The organism is Nonomuraea sp. NPDC049152 (genome assembly GCF_040648355.1).
GTDB lineage: Bacteria > Actinomycetota > Actinomycetes > Streptosporangiales > Streptosporangiaceae > Nonomuraea.
This window is the reverse complement of the sequence record NZ_JBEZDO010000014.1, coordinates 170,771-191,846: the sequence shown is the minus strand read 5'-3', so window position 1 is coordinate 191,846 and position 21,076 is coordinate 170,771. Positions and strand designations below refer to the sequence as shown.

Genomic DNA, 21,076 nt, shown 5'->3' with positions numbered 1-21,076 from the left:
CCCGGGTGATACAAAGAGAGAGAAGGTGTATCACCCGGGAGGTCATGACCTATGGAGCCGTTCCGTCCCGGCACGATCCACTGGGACACCGCAGGCGAATACCGCAACCTGCTCGTGGCGGGCAGCGCGCTCGTCCTGCAGACGATGCACCCCGCCGTGGGCGCGGCGGTGGCCGAGCACTCCACCTACAAGCAGGACCCGTGGGGACGGCTCACCCGCACCCTGACCTCCGTCCAGAAGTGGGTGTACGGCGGCGCCGAAGCCGAGCGCGAGGGCAGGCGGCTGAGGCAGATGCACGCGCGGATCAGCGGCACCGACGAGCGCGGCCGCTCCTACCACGCGCTCAACGGCGAGGCCTACGCGTGGGTGCACCTCACGCTGTTCGAGCGCTTCGTCGTGCTCAACCGCTACTTCGGCACGCCGTACTCCGGCGAGAAGGAGCGCAGGCTCTACGCCGAGTCGCGGCGGCTCGGGCAGATCCTGCGGGTGCCGGAGCGGGAGGTGCCGCCGACGCTGGACGACTTCTGGCTCTACTTCGACCGCATGGTCGCCGAGCGGCTCGAACCGCATCCGACCGCGCTGGAGGTGCTGGCCACCATGCGCGGCACGCCCGCGCCGCCGATGGTGCCCAGACCGCTGCGCGGAGTCTGGCGGCCCGTGGGGATGGGGTCGGGCGAGTTCAACTACTTCGTCACCGTGGGGACCCTGCCGCCTGCCGTACGGGAGGTGCTCGGGCTCGAGTGGTCGCAGAAGGACGAGCGGCGGCTGCGGCGGCTCGGGCGGGCGGTCGCGGCGCTGACGCCTCGCCTGCCCGAGCGGGTCCGCTACATGCCGATCGCCTACCGGGCCAGGCGGGCCGCGCGCGACCGGCGGGAACTGCTATCCGCGTAGCGAGTCGCGGATCCGCTCCGCGGCCGCGTCGAGCGCCTCCCGGCAGTCGGACAGCGTCTCGCGGGTGAGGCGGCTCTCCGAGGCCTCCTCTCGGACCTTGGCGACGAAGTCGGCGAGCAGCTCGCCGAGCTCGGCGTCGAGTCCGGCCGTGTTGTCGGGTGTGCTGTCGCCGGGCGAGCCGCCGAGATCGCTCCACACCTGGGTCCAGACGCGCCGCCACTCCCTGCTCAGCCGCTCGCCCTGGCTCTGCCACTGGGCGGCGTGCTCCATCCACTGGCGCTTCTGCTGCTCCTTGATCCGCAGCACGTCGGCCTTCTGCTGCTCGCGGATGCGGCGGCCCTCGTCGCGGCCGCCCCTCTTGACGTCCTTGGCCATCGCGGTCAGCTCCTCGCGGAGCGTCTTGACGGTCTCGCGGACGTCCTCCTTGACCTCGCGGGCGATGTCGCGGACCGAGTCGGTGATCTCCTGCTCGAGGTCGGCCAGCTCGTCCAGGCGGGAGTTGAGCTCGGCGCGGCCCTTGTCGGTGATCGAGAACACCTTCTTGCCGTCGACCAGCTCATGCGTGACCAGGCCCTCCTCCTCCAGCCTGGCCAGCCGCGGGTAGATCGTGCCTGGCGAGGGGGAGTAGACGCCGAGGAAGCGGTCCTGGAGCAGCCTGATCACCTCGTAGCCGTGGCGAGGGCTCTCCTCCAGCAGCTTCAGCAGGTACAGCCGGAGCCTGCCGTGGCCGAATACCGGGCTCATTCCTTCTCCCCCTTGAGCAACGTGACATCGGCCGAGACGGTGTTGGCCGTGAGAGAGGCCATTCCACCACCCAGCCTTCCTGACAGCGACTTGGCCGCGGGATTGCCGCCCGAGCGCAGCTCCTCGAAGGCCGAGTCGAGGCGCCCCGAGGTGGAGCGGATCGTGACATCGCTCTCCACGTCGTACGGCAGGCGGACCATGATGTCGCCGGAGACGCTGGTCAACGTGACATGCCCGGTCGGGCGCAGGGCCAGGTCGGCGGTGATGCGACCGGAGATGGTGTTGGCGCGCAGCCTCCTCGGCGTGCCGCCCGCGACCGCGAGATCGCCGGAGACGCTCTTGAACGCCAGGTCGCCCTCCATCGCCCTGCTCTCGACGTCGCCGGAGACGGTCTCGGCGTTGACGTCGCCGCTGACGCCGTCCAGGACGATCTCGCCGGAGACGCTGCGGACGTTGGTGCGGTGCTCGAACCCCGCGACGACGGCCGAGGCGGAGACGACGCCGACGCTGAGCGGGCAGTCCTTGGGAACGGTGATCGTCAGGGTGGTCGCGCGTTTGCCCGACCGCTTGAGCCAGCCGAGCAGGCCGTCCCATGTGAGGTCCTTGTAGGCGACGGTGAGCGTGCCGTCCTCGTCATGGGTGACGATCAGCGGTGAGGAGTCGATCTCGGCGACTTCGAGCGTCGGTGGTCCTTCGCTGGCCAGGACGGCCAGCTTTCCCGCGACCACCCGCACGTTGAGAGCGCGCACGGCGTCGAACGTGAGCTGCTGGGGGCTCTCGATCGTCCATTGCGACATGGTTCCGTCCTTCGTCCCGACACGTCCCATACAAGACACGATATGTCGCGTTTGGCGAAACATCAAGATGTATCGCGTTTGGCGTGTCGAGAACCAGGCGTCACTCGTCGTCGTCGGAGTCGTGGCGGGCCAGCCACGTGGCCAGGCGCTCGATCGGCGTCTCGAAGTCGGGGTTGAGGTCCACGAACTCGCGCAACCGCTCGCCCAGCCAGAGGATGCTGACCTCCTCCTCGCCGCGGCGCTCGACGAGCTCCTCGATCCCCCGGTCGGTGAAGTACATCGCTCTCCTGTTCACTCGGTCGAGGCGGTCTCGCGACCGTGAAGTAACTCTAACGAGTGGCCGGAGGTGCTCCGCCTGCCCCTCGGCCCGCCGTGAACCTTTTGTGCGCGGGCTGGTAAGTACAGGCGTTCGCCCCACCCGCACCGAAAGGCACCATATGTCGCAGTCCGCCGCGACCACCCAGGTCGCCGACGCCGAGTTGATCCGGTGGTCGTGGCAGGAGCCCGAGGCGTTCGCCGCGGTGTTCGACCGCCACGCCCCGCCGCTGCACAGGTATGCGGTGCGGCGGCTCGGACTCGACGCCGCGGAGGACATCGTCTCCGAGACGTTCCTGGCCGCCTTCCAGAACCGCCACCGGTACGACCTGGAGCATGCCGACGCCAGGCCATGGCTGTACGGCATCGCCTCCAATGTGATCGGCAAGCGGCGCAGGGAGGAGGTCACCCGCTACCGCGCCTACGTGCGCGGCGGCGTGGACCCCATGGAGATCACCGGCGGCCTCGTAGAAGACAGCGTGACGACGCTGACGGTGAACCGGCCGCTGGTCGCCGCGTTGGCCGGGCTGAAGTCCGGCGACCGCGACGTGCTGCTGCTGATCGCGTGGGTGGGACTGAGCTACGAGGAGGTCGCGCGGGCTCTGGACATCCCCGTGGGGACGGTCCGGTCGCGGCTCAACAGAGCCAGGAAGAAGGCCCGCCAGGCACTCGAGGACACGACACAGAAGGACGGTCTCGATGGATGAAATGGACGCGCTGCGCCGCCTGTGGGCGGGCACGCCCGAAGGGTCGGCACAGGACCTCGCCGGCTCCCGCGCCCTCATGGAACGGGCCTACACGGACGACCGGCCCGCGCGGGGGCCGCGCCGGCTCCCCCGCATGGCGGCCAGACAGCCGGGCCTGCTGTCGAAGGGCGTGGCCGTCGTCCTCGCGGCGGCCGCGATCGTCATGGCCGCCCAGCTCGTCCCCGGTGGCGCTCCGCCCGCGAGCGCGCAGGAACTACTCGAAAGGGCGGCAGGTGCCGCGTCGGAACAGGTCGACCTGAAGCTGAAGCCGGGGCAGTACCTCCATGTCAGGTCGCTGGGTGCACGCCACACGGCGATCGTGCGTGAGGACCGCACCGGCACCGACCACCTGTCCTTCACGGTCGCCGAGGACATGTGGGAGCCCACGGAGCCGGGCAAGCCGTGGCTCGTCAGGGAGCAGCGGAAGGGCGCCACCCCCAACCCGGGCAGCAGGCCCGTCCCCTTGGTGCAGGGAGGGTACGGCCTCGACGAAAGCGTCTACACGTCCTCTTGTGACAAGGCCCCCGACGACCGGCTCTCCTACCTGCGCCTCGGCGACTGGCCCACCGACCCGACCGCCCTGCGCGCCAGGATCGAGCAGGTCGCCGCGCAACAGGGAGGACCCGGCCACCTTCGCCTGTGGCTGACGATCAGTGACCTGATCCGCATGTCGGCCGCGAGGCCCAGCCTGGCCGCGCCCCTGTTCGAGGTGGCGTCGGGGCTCGAGGGCATCAGTCTCTTCCCCGACGTGACCGACGCCGCGGGCAGGCCCGGCATTGCCGTTGGCATGGCCGAGGACGAGTACATGCGCTCCGAGCTGGTCTTCGACAAGGAGACCTACCGCTACCTCGGCATCCGCTACGTCATCACGAAGGACAAGACAGAGACACCCGGCGGCCGCGCGTACGTCGTGCCGAAGGGCACCGTCACCGGCACCGCCCTGCTCGGGGTCGAGGCGGCCGCCTCGATGCCCGAGCCGTCACCCAACGCTTCCCGTCTCCAGATTCCTTGCTAGGAAAGGAAGAACACGCACCATGTTGTTGCTCAACGCCCTGCTGGTGGCGGCTGTCGCCGTCACCCCCTCACCCGAGTACGACACCGCCCACGCCAACGCGGTCAAGCTGGAGCAGGCCCAGGTCTCCTGCATGAAGGCGGCGGGCCTGGAGTACCTGCCCGCCGACATCGACAAGGACACCAGGAGCGACGCCGACCGCAAAGCCCTCAACGGCGACTACGCCGCCATGCGCGCCAAGCGGGCCAAGGAGGGCTTCGGCGTCTGGTCGTGGCACGTCTACCCCAAGAGCCACGAAGGAAAGGATCACCCGAACGACAAGATCATCCTGGCCCTGCCCGAATCGAAGCACAAGGCATACCAGGCCGCTCAGGACAAGTGCTTCGTCGAGTCGGTCAAGACCGTTCTCGGCAAGGACGTCAGCTCGACTGATGACTACTACACGCAGCTCGACGGCGCCTACGACAAGCTGGCCGAAACCGAGCTGAACGGCGCCCCGAACCTGATCAAGCTGGGCGGGTCCTTCGCCACCTGCCTCAAGGTCACCTCGGCCAAGCCGACGGACCTGGCCGAGCGGGGCCGCAAGGCCTTCCTTGACGAGCGCACGGAGGTCGCTCGTGAGCAGGGTGTACGCGCGCCGGCCCAGGCCAAGATCGTGTTCCCGCGCATGACGCCCGCGCAGGCCAGGCCGTACCTGAAGAAGGAGGTCAAGGCCGCGCTCGAGGACCTGGAATGCGGCAAGGACTTCTACGCCGCCTACGCGCCGCAGGCATGGAAGCTCCAGCAGAAGGTCTACGCCGAATACGGCCTGGCCTTCACCTGGTAGAACCCGGCACCCTCGGGAAAGCCGAACGCCCCGGCCTGTCACAGGCCGGGGCGTTCGATCGTGCGTCAGCCGAACAGCGCGTGCTGGATCTCCTCCAGCTCCCTGTCGTGAGCGGCGTGGGAGCCGGTCGCGGGGGAGCTGTTGGGCGTGCGGGAGACCCTGCGCAGGCGGCGGCCGCCGAACAGGTCTGGGTTCTCCGCCAGCTTCAGCGTGAGGTACGGCCACGGCCCCATGTTGACCGGCTCGTCCTGCGCCCAGACCAGCTCCACTGTGGGGCTGTAGCGGGCGAGCTCGGCGTTGAGCTCGTCCTCGGGGAACGGGTAGAGCCGCTCGATGCGGACGATCGCCGTGTTGTCGGCGGCGGGCGACTTCTCGCGGGCTGCGGCGAGGTCGTAGTAGACCTTGCCGGAGCACAGCACGACCTTGGTGACCTTGCCGGGGTCGACCGTGGTGTCGCCGATGACCGGCTGGAAGGTGCCGGAGGTGAACTCGGCGGCGCTCGAGGTCGCCTTCTTGTGCCGCAGCAGCGACTTGGGCGTGAAGACGACCAGCGGCTTGTGCCTGCCCGACTCGACCTGCCAGCGCAGCAGGTGGAAGTAGTTGGCAGGGGTGGTCGGCTGGACGACGGTCATGTTGTCGAGCGCGCAGACCTGAAGGAAGCGCTCGATGCGGGCCGAGGAGTGGTCGGGGCCCTGACCCTCGTAGCCGTGCGGCAGCAGCAGCACGACGCCGGACTTCTGGCCCCACTTCTGCTCACCGGAGGAGATGAACTCGTCGATGATCGTCTGGGCGCCGTTGACGAAGTCGCCGAACTGCGCCTCCCACGCGACGAGCGCGTCGGGCCTGACCACGCTGTAGCCGTACTCGAAGCCCAGCGCCGCGTACTCGCTCAGCAGCGAGTCGTAGACGTAGAACTTGGTCGTGCCATGGTTGAAGGTCTTGAGCGGCGTGTGGTCCTCGCCGGTGAGACGGTCGACCAGCACCGCGTGGCGCTGGACGAACGTGCCGCGGCGGGAGTCCTGGCCGACCAGCCGGACGGGGTGGCCGTCGATGAGCAGCGAGCCGAAGGCGATGGTCTCGCCCATGGCCCAGTCGATGCTGTCCTGCTCCACCATCTGACCGCGACGCTGGATGATCGGCGCGAGACGCGGGTGAGGGGTGAAGCCCTCGGGCAGGTTGAGCTGGGTGTCGACCACGCGCTTGAGCGTCTCGTCGGAGATCGCCGTCGGCGTGTCCGCGTGGGACCACTTGACGATCTCGGTGGTGCGCACCTGCAGCTCGCCGGAGTCGGCGGGGTGCTTGGCAGCCTCGCGGACCTCGGTGAAGGCCTGCTCCAGCTTCGCCTGGTAGTCGCGCAGCGCCGACTCGGCCTCCTCGACCGTGATGTCGCCGCGGCCGATCAGCGCCTCGGTGTAGAGCTTCCTGGTCGAACGCTTGGCGTCGATGATGTCGTACATCAGCGGCTGCGTGTAGGCCGGGTTGTCGCCCTCGTTGTGGCCGCGACGGCGGTAGCAGACCATGTCGATGACGACGTCCTTGCGGAAGGTCTGGCGGTACTCGTAGGCCAGCCTGCCGACGCGGACGACGGCCTCGGGGTCGTCGCCGTTGACGTGGAAGATCGGCGCCTGGATCATCCGCGCCACGTCGGTCGCGTAGACGCTGCTTCGCGACGAGGCGGGCGAGGTGGTGAAGCCGACCTGGTTGTTGACCACGATGTGCACGGTGCCGCCGGTGCGGTAGCCGCGCAGCTGCGACAGGTTGAGCGTCTCGGCCACGACGCCCTGGCCCGCGAAGGCGGCGTCGCCGTGGACGAGCACGGGCAGGACGGAGAAGCCCTCCTCGCCGCGCTCCAGCAGGTCCTGCTTGGCGCGGACGACGCCCTCGAGGACCGGGTCGACCGCCTCCAGGTGGGAGGGGTTGGCGACCACGGAGGAGACGATGGTCTTGCCGGTCGGCGCGGTGAAGGTGCCGCTGGCGCCCAGGTGGTACTTCACGTCGCCGGAGCCGTGGGCGGTGCGGGGGTCGATGTTGCCCTCGAACTCGCCGAAGATCTGGCCGTAGGACTTGCCCACGATGTTGGCCAGCACGTTGAGCCGGCCGCGGTGGGCCATGCCGATGACGACCTCGTCGAGGCTCTCGCCTGCGGCCTCGCTGATGACCGAGTCGAGCAGCGGGATGAGGGACTCGGCGCCCTCCAGGGAGAAGCGCTTCTGGCCGACGAACTTCGTCTGCAGGAAGGTCTCGAACGCCTCCGCCGTGTTGAGGCGCGCGAGCACGTGGAGCTGCTCCTCGCGGTCGGGCTTGGCGTGCGGCTTCTCCACCCGCGCCTGGATCCAGGCCCGCTCCTCCGGGTTCTGGATGTGCATGTACTCGATGCCGACGGTGCGGCAGTAGGAGTCGCGCAGCACGCCGAGGATCTCGCGCAGCTTCATCAGCGGGCGGCCGCCGAAACCGCCGGTGGCGAACTCGCGCTCCAGGTCCCACAGCGTCAGGCCGTGGGACTGGATGTCGAGGTCGGGGTGCTTGCGCTGCTTGTACTCCAGCGGGTCGGTCTCGGCCATGAGGTGGCCGCGGACCCGGTAGGCGTGGATGAGCTCGATCACCCGGGCGGACTTGGCCACGTCGTCGTCGTGGGAGGCCGAGACGTCCCGCGTCCAGCGGACCGGCTCGTACGGGATCCTGAGCGCCTCGAAGATCTCGTCGTAGAAGCCGCCCTCGCCCAGCAGCAGCCGGTGGATCGTGCGCAGGAAGTCGCCCGACTGGGCGCCCTGGATGATCCGGTGATCGTAGGTGCTGGTGAGGGTCATCACCTTGGAGACGGCCAGGCGCGAGAGCGTGTCGGGCGAGGCGCCCTGGTACTCGGCCGGGTAGTCCATCGCGCCGACGCCGATGATCGTGCCCTGTCCCGGCATGAGGCGCGGCACCGAGTGGACGGTGCCGATCGTGCCGGGGTTGGTCAGCGAGATCGTGGTGCCGACGAAGTCGTCGACACCGAGCTTGCCCGAGCGGGCCTTGCGGACGACGTCCTCGTAGGCCATCCAGAACTGGCGGAAGTCCATGTCCTCCGCGGCCTTGATCGACGGCACGAGGAGCTGGCGCTCGCCGTTGCTCTTCTGCACGTCGATCGCCAGGCCGAAGCCGACATGTTCGGGCTTGACCAGCGTGGGCTTACCGTCGACCTCGGCGTAGGAGAAGTTCATCTCCGGCATGGTCTTCAGCGCCTTGACGATGGCGTAGCCGATCAGGTGCGTGAAGGAGATCTTGCCGCCGCGACCGCGCGCGAGGTGATTGTTGATCACGATGCGGTTGTCGATGAGCAGCTTGGCGGGAATGGCCCTGACGCTGGTGGCCGTCGGCACGACCAGCGAGGCGTCCATGTTCGCCGCCGTGCGGGCCGAGGCACCGCGCAGCTTGACCTCTTCCGCGCCGGCGGGCACGGGAGTGGAGACCTTGGGCTTCTCAGTAGCGGTGGTAGTCACGGCGGCCTTAGGAGCAGCGGGGGCAGGCGCGGTCGCTGTGCCGTTCGCCGCCTCCCTGGCCGGGGTTCTGCCCGGTCCATAGTCAGGGTTGTAGTCAGCGAAGAAGTTCCACCAAGCCTTGTCTACAGACTCGGGGTCCTGGAGATACTTTTGGTACAGCTCGTCGACAAGCCATTCATTCTGCCCAAAGCTTGCCAGCGGGTTTGTCCGCGACGACTCAGACGACACGGCGGAAATCGCCCTCTTCCGCAGATCGGCGTTGATGATAGAGAACCTGTCCAAGGCTACTCGCCTCGACCGGCAGAGTGCGCCCTTGAGGCCACACCACTCCGCCTGATCCTCTCAGGAGAGTCCAAAGTGGTCACGCCTCCCTAGTCATTCCTGGGGGTGCAGCCATTGTTACCATTCGGTATCAACGATCAGGGGGAGGTTTTACCTCCTGCTAACAATGAGTCGGGTTTCGACCTTAATGTCCGATGTGATCCGCGTGAGCAGCTCCGCGAGCTCCTCCCCGGCCTCCTTCAGCTCCTCCAGCGAGAGCGGTTCGAGCCGCTCCAGGAGGAACAGCGCGTCGGTGGTCTCCTCGGTGATCCTGGTGCGCACCACCTGACGCCAGTTCCAGCGCCTGCAGGTGACGCCGACGTCGTCGCGCCAGATCACCTCGCCCGCGTCGGGCGTGCCGAGCGCCTCCTCAGAAGGCTCGTCGCCCCTGGCCCGCATCAGGTGCGCAGCGCCCCGGTAGTGGCCCAGGTCCTCGCCGCCGATCGGCAGCACGTGCTTGACGCTGACGGCGTTGTAGGCGTCGACCACGAGGTTGATCTCGGGTAGCGGCAGACGGCGGGTCAGCGCGTCGACCGAGGGCCTGGTCCGCTGCGGCTTGGCGCCGAAGGCCCGGTAGGCCTCGCGCCACGGGTCGATCTTCTCCTGCCGTACGGCATGCGACGACGCCTCCTCGAGCCAGGCGCGCGAGCGGTCGTCCGTGGGACCGTTGCGCAGGCCGTACGCGGTCATGACCAGCACGGCGAAGTCGGGCCTCAGCTCGAAGATCTCAGGGTGGACGCGAACGTCTTCAATCATCTCTCCAGCCTAGAAGGACTCCGATGGTTGCGGACCGTCCCGCCCGACAGGTGCGTACGGCGGGCGATCACCGCCACCGGCGTGTCGAACCCGCCGGCCGCAGCACCTCCAGTTCGCGCGGCGTGAGCGGGCACTCGGGGGCGGTCAGGGCGTCGGCGGCCAGCCCGGGATCCACGTGGCGGCCAGCTCGGCGCTGACCTCGAGCCCGCCGAGGGCGGGCATCTCCAGGTCGACCACGGCCACGTCGGGGCGGTGCGACAGCGCCAGGTCGACGGCGGACCTGCCGTCCGCGGCCTGGGCGACGACCTCCAGTGGGGCTGTCGCGGATGTCCTGCCCTGGAGGCTTCATCCATGGGCCACCAAAACCGAACATGGTTCTGGAACAATGGTGAGATGTCGAAGTTTGTGGTGACGGCGGCGAACGAGGCTCAACGGGCCGCCTGGCTGGACGGGACGCTTCCCGTGGTCGAGAAGGTCCGTCCGGGCCTGTGGTCGATCCCGGTGCCGATCCCGATCAATCCGTTGCGCTACGTCCTCGTCTACGCCCTCGAACTGCCCGACGGAGTGGCGATCATCGACGCGGGCTGGAACACCGACGAGGCCTACGACGCGCTGGCCGCGGGCCTCGCGGTCGCCGGCTACGCGATCACCGACGTCAAGGCCGTGCTCGTCACCCACATCCACGTCGACCACTACGGGCTGGCCGGACGCATCCGCGAGGCGTCCGGCGCGTGGATCGCGCTCCACCCCGCCGACGCGAGCCTGCTGAGCGACCGCTACGACGACGAGTACGTCGAGTCGCTGGTGGAGAAGGAGAGGGCGCTGCTGGTCAGGTCGGGCGTGCCCGAGGCCACGCTGGGCGAGCTGGCGGGCGCGTCCATGATGATCAGGCACATGGTGACGATGGCACGGCCCGACCGGCTGGTCGAGGACGGTGAACGGCTGGGCCTGCCCGGCTGGGACCTGCGGGCGGTGTGGACGCCGGGGCACTCGCCGGGACACCTGTGCTTCGTCTCCGACGAGCGCAAGGTGCTGTTCTCCGGCGACCACGTGCTCGCCAAGATCACCCCGATCGTGGCGGTGCACCCGCAGTCAGGGCCCAACCCGCTGGCCGACTACCTCGACGCGCTGCTCGCCGTGCGCAAGCTCGACGTGGAGGAGGTGCTGCCCGCGCACGAGTACCGCTTCATGGAACTGGCCGAGCGGGTGGACTACGTGATCGGCCACCACGAGGAGCGGCTGGCCGAGATCGAGGGCGTGGTGGCCGCCCACGACGGCATCACCTGCTGGGACATCGCCACCAGGCTGACGTGGTCGCGGCCGTGGGAGACGATCCAGCCGTTCATGCGCCGCGCGGCCAACAACGAGACGCTCGCGCATCTGGTCTGGCTGGAGGCCAGGGGCAGGGTCAGGTGCGCCCGCGGAGAGCGGGACGTCTGGCATTCTATGTAAATCAAGTAGGAAAAATTGACTTACTCTCACCGCATGCGTAGCGTCGGTCGCGAAGGCTGAGCAGCGGCCAGAGGAGAGCGATGAGCATCGTCACCGTCGTCGGCAACCCGCGAGCGGGATCCAGAACCCATGGCGCCGCAGTGGCGGCCACCGATGCCATCGCCGCCAGGCTCGGTCACGAAGGGGGGCGGGACGTGGTCGACCTGTCGGCCCTCGCCCCCCTCCTCCTCGACCCCGGCGCGCACGCCGGCCTGGAGGTGGCGCTTGACCTGGTGCGGAGCGCGTCGGTGGTCGTGCTGGTCAGCCCCACCTACAAGGCCACCTACACGGGGCTGCTCAAGGCGTTCCTCGACCGGTTGCCGCCGAGGGCACTGGCGGGCAAGACGGCGCTGCCCGTGCTGGTCATGGGCGACCCCAGGCACGCCCTCGCCGTGGAGGCCCACTTCCGCCCGCTGCTGGTGGAGCTCGGGGCGGCCGTGCCCACGCCTGGGCTCGCGCTGCTCGAGGCCGATCTGCCGGGCGACGAGGTGCTCGCCGCCTGGGCCGACGTGGTCGTGCCGCAGATCCTGTCGAGGGAGGGCGCGCTCAGCTGACCCGCCGGCCGCCGACGGCGGTCAGTGGCGGGTGACGGTGTGACGGCCGGTCGGGACGGGCAGGTCGAGCATGGTGCGGATGCCGGGCGGCGCCGCGCACACGGCGGGCACGTTGTTGACCGCCCGCGCCGCGGCCGCCGCGAGCCCGTGGGAGACCTCGTCCACGGTCACCATTATCTGCGGCACCCCCTCGATGTGGATCGCGAACCCCGGCTCGGGCCAGCGGCGCACCTTGGTCGAGTCGGCCTTGTAGACGCACTCGATGGTCATGAACGGCCGCCCCCGCACCAGCCCCGAGAAGACCCAGCGGGAGGCGCAGACCGTGCCCTCGCGGACCAGCCCCGCCGCGATCTCGAACTCCTCGGTCGCCAGCTCGAACTCGTCGCTCTCCTCCACCTCGTCGAGCCGCACGTCGAGCGCGTCGGCCACCAGCTGCACGCTCTCCGCGAAGAGCGAGCGCTGGAAGGCCCGGTACGGCCGGACGGCGGCGGTGTAGTCCTTGGCCGAGCGGGTGAAGCCGATCAGGTCCACCACCACCTGCCGGGACGGGTGGCCGCGGAAGTCGGACGACTCGCGCACGTAGACGTGGTCGACCCTGCTCGAGAGCCCGGTCAGCGCCAGCGGAAGGAAGTCGCTCATGAAACCGGGGTTGATCCCGGTGCCGTGGAGCGAGGTGCCGCCCTTCTTGCAGGCCTGCTCGATGCGCTCGACGACGCCGGGGCCGTAGGAGCGCGGGTAGACGAAGCCCGTGGTGGTGATCACGTTCTTGCCCGAGGCGAGCAGCGCGCAGATCGTCTCGATGTCCGAGGTCTGGTCGCGGCCGAAGTAGGAGGCGGGCAGCGGCATGTGCAGGACGCAGTCGGCGTCGAGGGCCATGATCCGCTCCACGTCGTCGGTGCACGTGACGCCCGTCTCCGGCATGCGCACCAGCTCGCCCGCGTCCATGCCAACCTTGTCCGGGTCGTAGACGAGAACGCCCGCGAGCTCGAACTCCGGTCGGGTGAGCACACTCCGCAGCGCGAAGCTGCCGACAGCGCCCGTGGCCCACTGGACCACGCGGAGGGGCGGCTGTGTGGGCATGCGAGGCCTCCAGCCCGGATGGTGGGCGGGGCCGTACAGGGAGGGGTGTCGTCCTTGACCGCCGCCCTAGCGGGGTCAAGAACTCTAGCAGAAATCCGCATGACTGATCACTGTCCGCAACAGCTCCATCGAGATATTGTGCTCTTACTAGAATGTTGTTCTCCTACGGTGGAGGGTTCGCATGCTCCGGTTCGACGGCAAGGTCGCGATCATCACGGGCGCCGGGCACGGTCTCGGCCGCTCGCACGCGCTCCTCCTGGCCGAGAGAGGCGCGCGGGTCGTGGTCAACGACCTCGGCGGCGCGCTCGACGGCACCGGCGCCTCGGCGGGTCCGGCGGCCGAGGTCGTCGAGCTCATCAGGAAGAACGGCGGAGAGGCCGTCGCCAACACCGACAACGTCGCCACCCCCGAGGGCGCCAAGGCGATCGTCCAGTCCGCCGTCGACGCGTTCGGCAAGATCGACATCGTCGTCAACAACGCGGGCATCCTGCGCGACAAGTCGTTCGGGAAGATGACGGTCGAGGAGTTCGACGCGGTGCTCGCCGTGCACGTGCGCGGCTCCTACCTGGTCAGCCAGGCCGCCTACCCCTATCTCAAGGAGCAGGGCTACGGGCGCGTCGTCAACACCTCCTCGCCCGCGGGCCTGTTCGGCAACTTCGGCCAGGCCAACTACTCCACGGCCAAGATGGGCCTGGTCGGGCTGACCAAGACGCTGGCGATCGAGGGCGCGCGCAACGGCATCAAGGCCAACGCGATCGCGCCCGTCGCCTGGACGCGCATGACCGAGGCGCTGCTGCCGGCCGAGTTCGAGGCCAAGTTCACGGCGGAGCGGGTGAGCGCGCTGGTGGCCTTCCTCGCGCACGACACGTGCGAGGTGTCGGGCGAGGTGTTCACCGTCGGCGGCGGGAAGGTGGCGAGGGTGTTCGTCGCCGAGGGGCCGGGGTGGAAGGCCGACGACCTGACGCCGGAGACGATCGCCGACAACTGGGACTCGATCATGGTCGAGCAGCCCTACGTGCTGTCGGCGGCCGACTCTATGAAGGCGATGCTCTAGCCGCCCTCGGACGCCCAGGGGATCACCTCGTTGGAGGGGTGGTCCCCTTTTTCGGTCGTAGATCCACAGGTTCTGCCGGTCAAGACCCAACTTTGTTCGATCCTCAGCAGAAGAAGTGCAGATATCAGTCGCATTACAGGCTCATGATCCCTTGCTTTCGTCATAAGTACCCTCTTATGGTCGCGGCATGACGGGTGACGTCCCCGGCTCGCCGGGCGATGTTCTGACGCTGATCGGCAACGGCTCGGCCACCACACGGTCGGACCTCGCCAGGATCACGGGCCTGGCCAGGTCCACGATCTCCCAGCGGGTCGACGCGCTCATCGAGCGCGGGCTGGTCGAGGAGACGCACGCGGGCGACTCCACGGGTGGCAGGCCGCCGCGCCGGCTGCGCCTGCACACCGAGGACCACGCGGTCGCCGGCGTCGACCTCGGCGCGACCCACTGCAGGATCGCGCTGATGGACCTCACGGGGCAGGTGATCGCCGAGGCCGAGGACCCGATCCGCATCGGCGAAGGACCCGTGGCCGTGCTCGACCACGTGGACCGCAGGATCCGTGACCTGCTCGACCGCACAGGACGCCCGCACGAGGCGCTCAGCGCGATGGGGGTCGGCGTGCCGGGGCCGGTCGAGTTCGCGACGGGCAGGCCGAACAATCCGCCGATCATGCCGGGCTGGAACGGCTACCCGATCCGCGACCACTTCGCCGCCATGAGCCTGGTCGACAACGACGTCAACGTGATGGCGCTGGGGGAGCACCGCAACGCCTTCCCCGCCGTCAGGCACCTGCTGTTCGTCAAGGTCGGCACCGGCATCGGCTGCGGCATCGTGGCCGACGGCGCATTGCACAGGGGCGCGCAGGGCTCGGCCGGCGACATCGGGCACATCAGGGTGAGCGGCCACGACGACGCGGCCTGCCACTGCGGCAACACCGCGTGCCTGGAGGCGGTCGCGGGCGGTCACGCGCTCGCCCGCAGGCTCACCGAGCTCGGCTTCGCCGCCGAGACGGGCTCCGACGTCGTCGCGCTCGTCCAGAAGGGCAACACCCAGGCCCTGCGCCTGGTCAGGGAGGCGGGCAGGGTCATCGGCGAGGTGCTCGCCGGGCTCGTCAACTTCTTCAACCCCGAGGTCATCGTCATCGGCGGCGTGCTGGCCACGGCGCACGAGCACCTGATGGCCGGCATCCGCGAGACCGTCTACCGGCGTTCGCTCCCGCTGGCCACCCATGAGCTGGTCATCGTGACGAGCCGTACCGGGGTCGAGGCGGCGGCGCTGGGCGCGGGGACGCTGGCCATCGAGCACTACCTCGCTCCCGACAACATCAACAGGATCCTCACATGTTGATCATGAATGGCATCGTCAAGCAGTTCCCCGGCGTGCGGGCGCTGGACGGAGTGGACCTCGACGTGCGGGCGGGAGAGGTCCACTGCCTGCTCGGCCAGAACGGCGCGGGCAAGTCCACGCTCATCAAGGTGCTCGCAGGGGTTCATCGGCCCGACGCGGGGACCATCGAGCTCAACGGCACGACCATCGCGCCGAGCAGTCCCGTCGACGCCATCAGGCTCGGCGTGGCCACCATGTACCAGGAACTCGACCTCGTGGACGGGCTCAGCGTGGCCGAGAACATCATGCTCGGCCACGAGCCCACCCGGCTCGGCTTCACCCGCCGCAAGACGCTCAGGAGCACCGCCACCGAGATCCTCACCAGGCTCGGCCACGGCGAGATCAGGCCGTCGAAGGAGGTCGGCAGGCTCTCCCCGGCCGCCAAGCAGGTCGTCTCGATGGCCCGCGCGCTCTCCCACGACGCCCGCGTGATCGTCATGGACGAGCCCTCGGCCGCGCTCGCCCACGACGAGGTCGGCAACCTGTTCCGCATCATCAGGGAGCTCACCGCGCAGGGCGTGGCCGTCGTCTACATCTCCCACCGCCTGGAGGAGATCAGGGAGATCGGCGACAGGGTCACCGTGCTCAAGGACGGCAGGACGGTCGCGGTCGGCCTGCCCGCCCGCGACACCCCGACCTCGCAGGTCGTCTCGCTCATGACCGGCCGCAACGTGGAGTACGTCTTCCCGCCGCGCTCGGGCGCCGCCCCTGGCGCGGAGGTCCTGCGCGTGGAGAACCTCGGCGCGCCCGGCGTGTTCGCCGACGTCTCCTTCTCGGTGCGGGCCGGCGAGATCGTCGGGCTGGCGGGACTGGTCGGCTCGGGCCGCTCGGAGATCCTCGAGGCCGTGTACGGCGCGCGCCGCGCCACGGGCCGGGTCCTGCTGGACGGCAGCCCCGTGTCCAGGTCCACCACCCGCGCCGTACGGCAGGGCATGGGCCTGGCCCCCGAGGAACGCAAGGCGCAGGCGCTGCTGCTCGACCAGACGGTGACGGTCAACATCACGCTCGGCAGCCTCGGCCGCTACGCCAGGTTCGGCTGGCTGGACAGGGCCCGCGAGGACGCCGAGGCCAGGCAGCTCGTGCAGCTGCTCGACATCAGGCCGGCCGATCCGCAGCGGCCGATCAAGACGCTGTCCGGCGGCAACCAGCAGAAGGCGGTGCTGGCCAGGTGGCTGCTCAACGACCGCAAGCTGCTCCTGCTCGACGAGCCGACCAGAGGGGTGGACGTGGGCGCGAGGGCCGAGCTGTACGCGGTGATCAGAAAGCTGGCCGACGAGGGCATAGGAGTCCTGCTGGTCTCGAGCGAGGTGCCGGAGGTGCTGGGTCTGGCCGACCGCGTGCTGGTGGTCCGCGAGGGCCGCGTCATCCACTCGGCCGCCGCCCAGGAGCTCGACGAGCACGCGGTGCTGGACATGATCATGGAAGGTAGTGCGGCGTGAAGTCCGAAGGCGTTCCCGCGACCGCGGGCATGGGCGGCGGCGTGTTCGCCAGGTTCGGCGAGGTGCGACATCTGGGCCTGGTGGCGGCGCTGGTGCTGCTGGCCGTCGTGGGCCTGGTGACCGTACCGGGGAACTTCGCCACCCCCTCCAACCTGATCAGCATCCTCTCGCTGGCCGCGACCATCGGGGTCATCACCGTCGGCATGACCTTCGTGATCATCGGCGGTGGCATCGACCTGTCCGTCGGCGCGATCATGGCGCTGGCCTCGGTGTGGGCGACCACGCTCGCCACCCAGTCCTACGGGCCGTTCGTCATGGGCCTCTGCGCCGTCCTCGTCGGCACCGGAGCGGGCCTGGTCAACGGCCTGCTGATCGCCTACGGGCGGATGGTGCCGTTCATCGCCACGCTGGCCATGCTGGTGGCCGCCCGCGGTCTGGCCCAGCGGATGTCGGACCGCAAGACGCAACTCATCCAGCAGGGCAACGAGGCGGTGGTCGCGCTGTCGACCACCAGGGTGCTCGGCGTCCCCCTGCTGGTCTACATCTTCGCGCTGGTGGTCGCGGTCGGCTGGATCGTGCTGAACCGCACCACCTTCGGCCGCCGCACCTACGCCGTCGGCGGCAACCCCGAGGCCGCGCGGCTGGCCGGAATCGACGTGCGGCGGCACACGATGCTGCTGTACGCGCTGTCGGGGTTCTGCTGCGGGATCGCCGCCATCCTGATCATGGCGAGGACCACCACGGGCTCCTCCACCCATGGAGACCTCTACGAACTGGACGCGATCGCCGCGGTCATCATCGGCGGCACCCTGCTCACCGGCGGCCGGGGCACGATCATCGGCTCCATCCTCGGCCTGCTGATCTTCACCTTGATCACCAACCTGTTCATCCTCAACGGGCTCAACACCAGCGACCAGTTGATCGCCAAGGGCCTGATCATCGTCATCGCCGTCCTTCTCCAGCGGCGAAACCTCAAGGAGAGAGCACCATGACCGAGAAAGTCGCGCGCAGAGGTTTCCTCGTTGGCGGGGCCGTCCTGCTGGCCACCGGATGCACCAGCAACCAGCCCGCCGCCCAGCCGTCCGCGCAGAGCGCCGCGCCCGCCCCCGCCGCCGGCGGCAACGACCAGCCGGGCACGAAGGTCGTCATCGGCTTCTCCGCGCCCGCCGCCGACCACGGGTGGATCGCGGCCATCGCCAAGAACGCCGAGGCCGCCGCCAAGCAGTACCCCGACGTTGAGTTCAAGCCGGTCGAGCCGACCAACGACATCAACGCGCAGATCTCTGCCGTCGAGTCGCTGATCGCGGCCAAGGTGAACGCCCTGGTCCTCCTGCCCAACGACGGCCAGCAGCTCAATCAGATCGCGCTCCAGGCCACCGGCGCGGGCATCCCCGTGATCAACCTCGACCGCGTCTTCCCCGACAAGCTCGCCTACCGCACCTGGATCGGCGGCGACAACTACGGCATGGGTGTCGCCGCGGGCCACTACATCGGCAAGAAGCTGAAGGACAAGGGCGTCATCAACCCCGTGATCGTCGAGATCCAGGGCATCGCCACCCTGCCGCTGACCCAGGACCGCAGCAAGGGCTTCGCCGACGCGCTCAAGACGTACGGCTTCAGCGTCACCGCCAAGCAGGACGCCCAGTTCACCGTCGAGACGGGCAACAAGGTCGCGGCCAACCTGCTCCAGGCGCACAAGAAGATCGACGCGATGTGGAACCACGACGACGACCAGGGCGTCGGCGTCCTCGCGGCGATCAAGGAGGCGGGGCGGAACGAGTTCTTCATGGTGGGCGGCGCCGGCTCGGCCAACGCCATGCGGGAGATCCAGTCGGGCAACTCGGTGCTGGAGGCGACCGTCACCTACAGCCCGACCATGGCCTCGTCGGCCGTCAAGCTCGCGAGGTTGATAGCCCAGGGAAAGGGCATGAGCGACCTCGTGGAGAACCAGGTTCCGCAGTCGATCACGCTCGCTTCGGAGACCATCACGAAGGAGAACGTGCAGAAGTACCTACCTCTGGGGTTTGAATCCTGATGACACGAACGACCATCGGCGTCGGCATGGTGGGCTACGCGTTCATGGGACGCGTCCACTCCCAGGCCTGGCGTAACGTGGCGGCCTTCTTCGACCTGCCGGTGACGCCCGTCATGGCGGCGCTGTCCGGCAGGTCGCTCGAGGCCGCCACTGACGCCGCGGCACGGATGGGCTGGGCCGCGGTGGAGACCGACTGGAGAGAGCTGGTCAACCGCGACGACGTGCAGATCGTCGACATCTGCACGCCCGGCGACTCTCATTCCGAGATCGCCATCGCGGCGCTCCAGGCCGGCAAGCACGTCATCTGCGAGAAGCCGCTCGCGAACACGGTCGAGGAGGCGCAGGCCATGGTGGCGGCGGCCGCCGCCTCGACCGGCAGGTCGATGGTCGCCTTCAACTACCGGCGCGTGCCCGCCATCGCGCTGGCGCAGCGGATGGTCGCCGCGGGTGAGCTCGGGCAGATCAGGCACGTCAGGGCGCAGTACCTGCAGGACTGGATCGTCGACCCCGAGTTCCCCCTCGTGTGGCGGCTGCAGAAGGACAAGGCGGGCTCGGGGGCGCTCGGCGACATCGGGGCGCACATCATCGACACCGCCCAGTTCGTCACGGGGCAGACGATCGTGGGCGTCTCGGCGCTCACCGAGACCTTCGTCAGGGAACGCCCGCTGGCGTCGGCCTCCTCGGGGCTCGGCGGCAGCCGTACCGCCGAGAAGGGGACGGTCACCGTCGACGACGCGGCGCTGTTCATCGGGCGGATGTCGCAGGGGGCGCTGGCCTCCTTCGAGGCGACCAGGTTCGCCACGGGGCGCAAGAACGCCCTGCGCCTGGAGGTCAACGGGTCGCTCGGCAGCCTGGCCTTCGACTTCGAGGCCATGAACGAGCTGTGGGTGTCCTCGGGCGACACGGGCTTCAGGCGCGTGCTCGTCACCGAGCCCGACCACCCCTACGTGGGTGCGTGGTGGCCGCCGGGGCACGGGCTCGGCTACGAGCACACGTTCACGCACGAGATCAAGGACTTCCTCGAGGCGGTCGGCAACGGGACGGACCCTTCCCCGTCATTCGCCGACGGGCTGAGGGTGCAGCGGGTGCTGGCGGCCGTCGAGCAGAGCGCGGCCGAGGGTTGCTACAAGGAGATCTCATGACGAGACCAGTCACGTTGTTCACGGGCCAGTGGGCCGACCTGCCGTTCGACGAGGTGTGCAGGCTGGCCGCCGAATGGGGCTACGACGGCCTGGAGATCGCCTGCTGGGGCGACCATTTCGACGTCGGCCAGGCCGTCGCCGACCCGTCGTACATCGCCGCCAAGCGGGCCCAGCTCGACAAGCACGGCCTCAAGGTGTGGGCCATCTCCAACCACCTGGCGGGACAGGCGGTCTGCGACCACCCCATCGACGCCCGCCACCAGGCGATCCTGCCCGCGCGCGTCTGGGGCTCGGGAGACCCCGAGTCGGTACGGCTGGCCGCGGCCGAGGAGCTGAAGAACACCGCCCGTGCCGCCGCGCTGCTCGGCGTCGACACCGTCGTCGGGTTCACCGGGTCGTCCATCTGGCACACGGTCGCGATGTTCCCCCCGGTCCCGCCGTCCATGATCGAGGCCGGCTACCAGGACTTCGCCGACAGGTGGAACCCTATCCTCGACGTGTTCGACGAGGTGGGCGTGCGGTTCGCGCACGAGGTGCACCCCTCGGAGATCGCCTACGACTACGTGACGACCCAGCGGACCCTGGAGGCGATCGGGAACAGGCCCGCCTTCGGACTCAACTGGGACCCCTCCCACATGGTGTGGCAGGACCTCGACCCCGTCGGCTTCATCCTCGACTTCGCCGACCGGATCTACCACGTCGACTGCAAGGACACCAAGGTGCGGGTCGGCGACGGGCGCAAGGGCCGGCTGTCGTCCCACCTGCCGTGGGCCGACCTGCGGCGCGGCTGGGACTTCGTCTCGACGGGGCGGGGCGACGTGCCGTGGGAGGACTGCTTCCGCGCGCTGAACTCGATCGGGTACGGCGGACCCATCTCGATCGAGTGGGAGGACGCGGGGATGGACAGGCTGGACGGGGCGCCCGAGGCGCTGGCCTACATCAGGAAGCTGAACGCGATCACCCCGCCGACGGCGGCGTTCGACGCGGCCTTCGCCTCGGACTGAGCCGGG

General features: G+C 69.2%; 20 protein-coding genes. 13 read left to right on the top strand and 7 right to left on the bottom strand.

Annotation, left to right across the window (positions count from 1 at the left end):
* The first annotated feature begins 51 nt into the window (after positions 1 to 51).
* Complete coding sequence (locus AB0B45_RS25560; RefSeq protein WP_358134973.1) at positions 52 to 891, top strand: oxygenase MpaB family protein; 840 nt, start codon at positions 52 to 54, stop codon at positions 889 to 891.
* On the opposite strand, the gene AB0B45_RS25555 is transcribed toward AB0B45_RS25560, so the two are convergent.
* The 3 genes from AB0B45_RS25555 to AB0B45_RS25545 all read right to left on the bottom strand — a co-directional run bounded on the left by AB0B45_RS25555 (position 880) and on the right by AB0B45_RS25545 (position 2,712).
* Complete coding sequence (locus tag AB0B45_RS25555; protein ID WP_358134971.1) at positions 880 to 1,635, bottom strand: PadR family transcriptional regulator; 756 nt, start codon at positions 1,633 to 1,635, stop codon at positions 880 to 882. The genes AB0B45_RS25560 and AB0B45_RS25555 overlap by 12 nt on opposite strands.
* Complete coding sequence (locus AB0B45_RS25550; protein WP_358134968.1) at positions 1,632 to 2,432, bottom strand: DUF4097 family beta strand repeat-containing protein; 801 nt, start codon at positions 2,430 to 2,432, stop codon at positions 1,632 to 1,634. The genes AB0B45_RS25555 and AB0B45_RS25550 overlap by 4 nt, the downstream gene beginning before the upstream one ends.
* A gap of 100 nt (positions 2,433 to 2,532) precedes the next feature.
* Positions 2,533 to 2,712, bottom strand: coding sequence for a DUF6104 family protein (locus AB0B45_RS25545; protein ID WP_354921593.1), 180 nt, complete (start codon positions 2,710 to 2,712; stop codon positions 2,533 to 2,535).
* Between the two features lie 157 nt (positions 2,713 to 2,869).
* Between AB0B45_RS25545 and AB0B45_RS25540 the strand changes: the two genes are divergently transcribed.
* Genes AB0B45_RS25540 through AB0B45_RS25530 form a run of 3 tightly spaced genes read left to right on the top strand, consistent with a single transcriptional unit; the run spans position 2,870 to position 5,331 of the window.
* Entirely contained in the window at positions 2,870 to 3,454 is a 585-nt protein-coding gene (locus AB0B45_RS25540) for an RNA polymerase sigma factor (protein WP_358134966.1), read from the top strand.
* Positions 3,447 to 4,508: a CU044_5270 family protein gene (locus AB0B45_RS25535; protein ID WP_358134963.1), complete on the top strand. Its 1,062-nt coding sequence runs from the start codon at positions 3,447 to 3,449 to the stop codon at positions 4,506 to 4,508. Before AB0B45_RS25540 ends, AB0B45_RS25535 begins: the two co-directional genes overlap by 8 nt.
* Positions 4,509 to 4,527: 19 nt before the next feature.
* The gene (locus AB0B45_RS25530; protein WP_358134960.1) at positions 4,528 to 5,331 is read left to right on the top strand and encodes a hypothetical protein; all 804 of its coding nucleotides are present in this window, start codon (positions 4,528 to 4,530) and stop codon (positions 5,329 to 5,331) included.
* 65 nt (positions 5,332 to 5,396) lie between these two features.
* On the opposite strand, the gene AB0B45_RS25525 is transcribed toward AB0B45_RS25530, so the two are convergent.
* The 3 genes from AB0B45_RS25525 to AB0B45_RS25515 form a co-directional block, all read right to left on the bottom strand.
* Entirely contained in the window at positions 5,397 to 9,038 is a 3,642-nt protein-coding gene (locus AB0B45_RS25525; protein ID WP_358134957.1) for a multifunctional oxoglutarate decarboxylase/oxoglutarate dehydrogenase thiamine pyrophosphate-binding subunit/dihydrolipoyllysine-residue succinyltransferase subunit, read from the bottom strand.
* Between the two features lie 204 nt (positions 9,039 to 9,242).
* Entirely contained in the window at positions 9,243 to 9,887 is a 645-nt protein-coding gene (locus tag AB0B45_RS25520) for a phenylalanine--tRNA ligase beta subunit-related protein (RefSeq protein ID WP_358134954.1), read from the bottom strand.
* 144 nt (positions 9,888 to 10,031) lie between these two features.
* Positions 10,032 to 10,148: a hypothetical protein gene (locus AB0B45_RS25515; RefSeq protein ID WP_358135129.1), complete on the bottom strand. Its 117-nt coding sequence runs from the start codon at positions 10,146 to 10,148 to the stop codon at positions 10,032 to 10,034.
* A gap of 132 nt (positions 10,149 to 10,280) precedes the next feature.
* Here AB0B45_RS25515 and AB0B45_RS25510 point away from each other — a divergent pair, with 132 nt between their 5' ends.
* Positions 10,281 to 11,339: an MBL fold metallo-hydrolase gene (locus tag AB0B45_RS25510; protein WP_358134951.1), complete on the top strand. Its 1,059-nt coding sequence runs from the start codon at positions 10,281 to 10,283 to the stop codon at positions 11,337 to 11,339.
* An 80-nt stretch (positions 11,340 to 11,419) separates the two neighbouring features.
* Positions 11,420 to 11,932, top strand: coding sequence for an NAD(P)H-dependent oxidoreductase (locus AB0B45_RS25505; RefSeq protein WP_358134948.1), 513 nt, complete (start codon positions 11,420 to 11,422; stop codon positions 11,930 to 11,932).
* A gap of 21 nt (positions 11,933 to 11,953) precedes the next feature.
* Here the strand turns inward: AB0B45_RS25505 and AB0B45_RS25500 are convergent, their stop codons facing one another.
* Entirely contained in the window at positions 11,954 to 13,012 is a 1,059-nt protein-coding gene (locus AB0B45_RS25500) for a dihydrodipicolinate reductase (RefSeq protein WP_358134945.1), read from the bottom strand.
* Between the two features lie 181 nt (positions 13,013 to 13,193).
* Here AB0B45_RS25500 and AB0B45_RS25495 point away from each other — a divergent pair, with 181 nt between their 5' ends.
* From AB0B45_RS25495 to AB0B45_RS25465, 7 genes are all read left to right on the top strand, one after another.
* Positions 13,194 to 14,066, top strand: coding sequence for an SDR family oxidoreductase (locus AB0B45_RS25495; protein WP_358134942.1), 873 nt, complete (start codon positions 13,194 to 13,196; stop codon positions 14,064 to 14,066).
* Positions 14,067 to 14,253: 187 nt separating this feature from the next.
* Entirely contained in the window at positions 14,254 to 15,411 is a 1,158-nt protein-coding gene (locus AB0B45_RS25490) for an ROK family transcriptional regulator (RefSeq protein WP_358134940.1), read from the top strand.
* Positions 15,405 to 16,889, top strand: a complete 1,485-nt coding sequence (locus AB0B45_RS25485; protein WP_358134938.1) for a sugar ABC transporter ATP-binding protein — start codon at positions 15,405 to 15,407, stop codon at positions 16,887 to 16,889. Before AB0B45_RS25490 ends, AB0B45_RS25485 begins: the two co-directional genes overlap by 7 nt.
* Positions 16,886 to 17,881: an ABC transporter permease gene (locus tag AB0B45_RS25480; protein WP_358134935.1), complete on the top strand. Its 996-nt coding sequence runs from the start codon at positions 16,886 to 16,888 to the stop codon at positions 17,879 to 17,881. Before AB0B45_RS25485 ends, AB0B45_RS25480 begins: the two co-directional genes overlap by 4 nt.
* Entirely contained in the window at positions 17,878 to 18,924 is a 1,047-nt protein-coding gene (locus AB0B45_RS25475; protein WP_358134933.1) for a substrate-binding domain-containing protein, read from the top strand. Before AB0B45_RS25480 ends, AB0B45_RS25475 begins: the two co-directional genes overlap by 4 nt.
* Positions 18,924 to 20,066 carry a Gfo/Idh/MocA family oxidoreductase gene (locus tag AB0B45_RS25470; RefSeq protein ID WP_358134930.1) on the top strand — a complete coding sequence of 381 codons (1,143 nt, stop codon included), beginning with the start codon at positions 18,924 to 18,926 and terminating at the stop codon, positions 20,064 to 20,066. Before AB0B45_RS25475 ends, AB0B45_RS25470 begins: the two co-directional genes overlap by 1 nt.
* Positions 20,063 to 21,070: a sugar phosphate isomerase/epimerase family protein gene (locus AB0B45_RS25465; RefSeq protein WP_358134928.1), complete on the top strand. Its 1,008-nt coding sequence runs from the start codon at positions 20,063 to 20,065 to the stop codon at positions 21,068 to 21,070. Before AB0B45_RS25470 ends, AB0B45_RS25465 begins: the two co-directional genes overlap by 4 nt.
* Positions 21,071 to 21,076: the final 6 nt, after the last annotated feature.

Coding starts and splice junctions, on each gene's coding strand:
- AB0B45_RS25555 (WP_358134971.1), bottom strand. CDS start 1,635: ATGAGCCCGGTATTCGGCCACGGCAGGCTCCGGCTGTACCTGCTGAAG.
- AB0B45_RS25490 (WP_358134940.1), top strand. CDS start 14,254: ATGACGGGTGACGTCCCCGGCTCGCCGGGCGATGTTCTGACGCTGATC.
- AB0B45_RS25520 (WP_358134954.1), bottom strand. CDS start 9,887: ATGATTGAAGACGTTCGCGTCCACCCTGAGATCTTCGAGCTGAGGCCC.
- AB0B45_RS25505 (WP_358134948.1), top strand. CDS start 11,420: ATGAGCATCGTCACCGTCGTCGGCAACCCGCGAGCGGGATCCAGAACC.
- AB0B45_RS25485 (WP_358134938.1), top strand. CDS start 15,405: ATGTTGATCATGAATGGCATCGTCAAGCAGTTCCCCGGCGTGCGGGCG.
- AB0B45_RS25550 (WP_358134968.1), bottom strand. CDS start 2,432: ATGTCGCAATGGACGATCGAGAGCCCCCAGCAGCTCACGTTCGACGCC.
- AB0B45_RS25465 (WP_358134928.1), top strand. CDS start 20,063: ATGACGAGACCAGTCACGTTGTTCACGGGCCAGTGGGCCGACCTGCCG.
- AB0B45_RS25475 (WP_358134933.1), top strand. CDS start 17,878: ATGACCGAGAAAGTCGCGCGCAGAGGTTTCCTCGTTGGCGGGGCCGTC.
- AB0B45_RS25560 (WP_358134973.1), top strand. CDS start 52: ATGGAGCCGTTCCGTCCCGGCACGATCCACTGGGACACCGCAGGCGAA.
- AB0B45_RS25540 (WP_358134966.1), top strand. CDS start 2,870: ATGTCGCAGTCCGCCGCGACCACCCAGGTCGCCGACGCCGAGTTGATC.
- AB0B45_RS25510 (WP_358134951.1), top strand. CDS start 10,281: ATGTCGAAGTTTGTGGTGACGGCGGCGAACGAGGCTCAACGGGCCGCC.
- AB0B45_RS25545 (WP_354921593.1), bottom strand. CDS start 2,712: ATGTACTTCACCGACCGGGGGATCGAGGAGCTCGTCGAGCGCCGCGGC.
- AB0B45_RS25535 (WP_358134963.1), top strand. CDS start 3,447: ATGGATGAAATGGACGCGCTGCGCCGCCTGTGGGCGGGCACGCCCGAA.
- AB0B45_RS25470 (WP_358134930.1), top strand. CDS start 18,924: ATGACACGAACGACCATCGGCGTCGGCATGGTGGGCTACGCGTTCATG.
- AB0B45_RS25500 (WP_358134945.1), bottom strand. CDS start 13,012: ATGCCCACACAGCCGCCCCTCCGCGTGGTCCAGTGGGCCACGGGCGCT.
- AB0B45_RS25530 (WP_358134960.1), top strand. CDS start 4,528: ATGTTGTTGCTCAACGCCCTGCTGGTGGCGGCTGTCGCCGTCACCCCC.
- AB0B45_RS25495 (WP_358134942.1), top strand. CDS start 13,194: ATGCTCCGGTTCGACGGCAAGGTCGCGATCATCACGGGCGCCGGGCAC.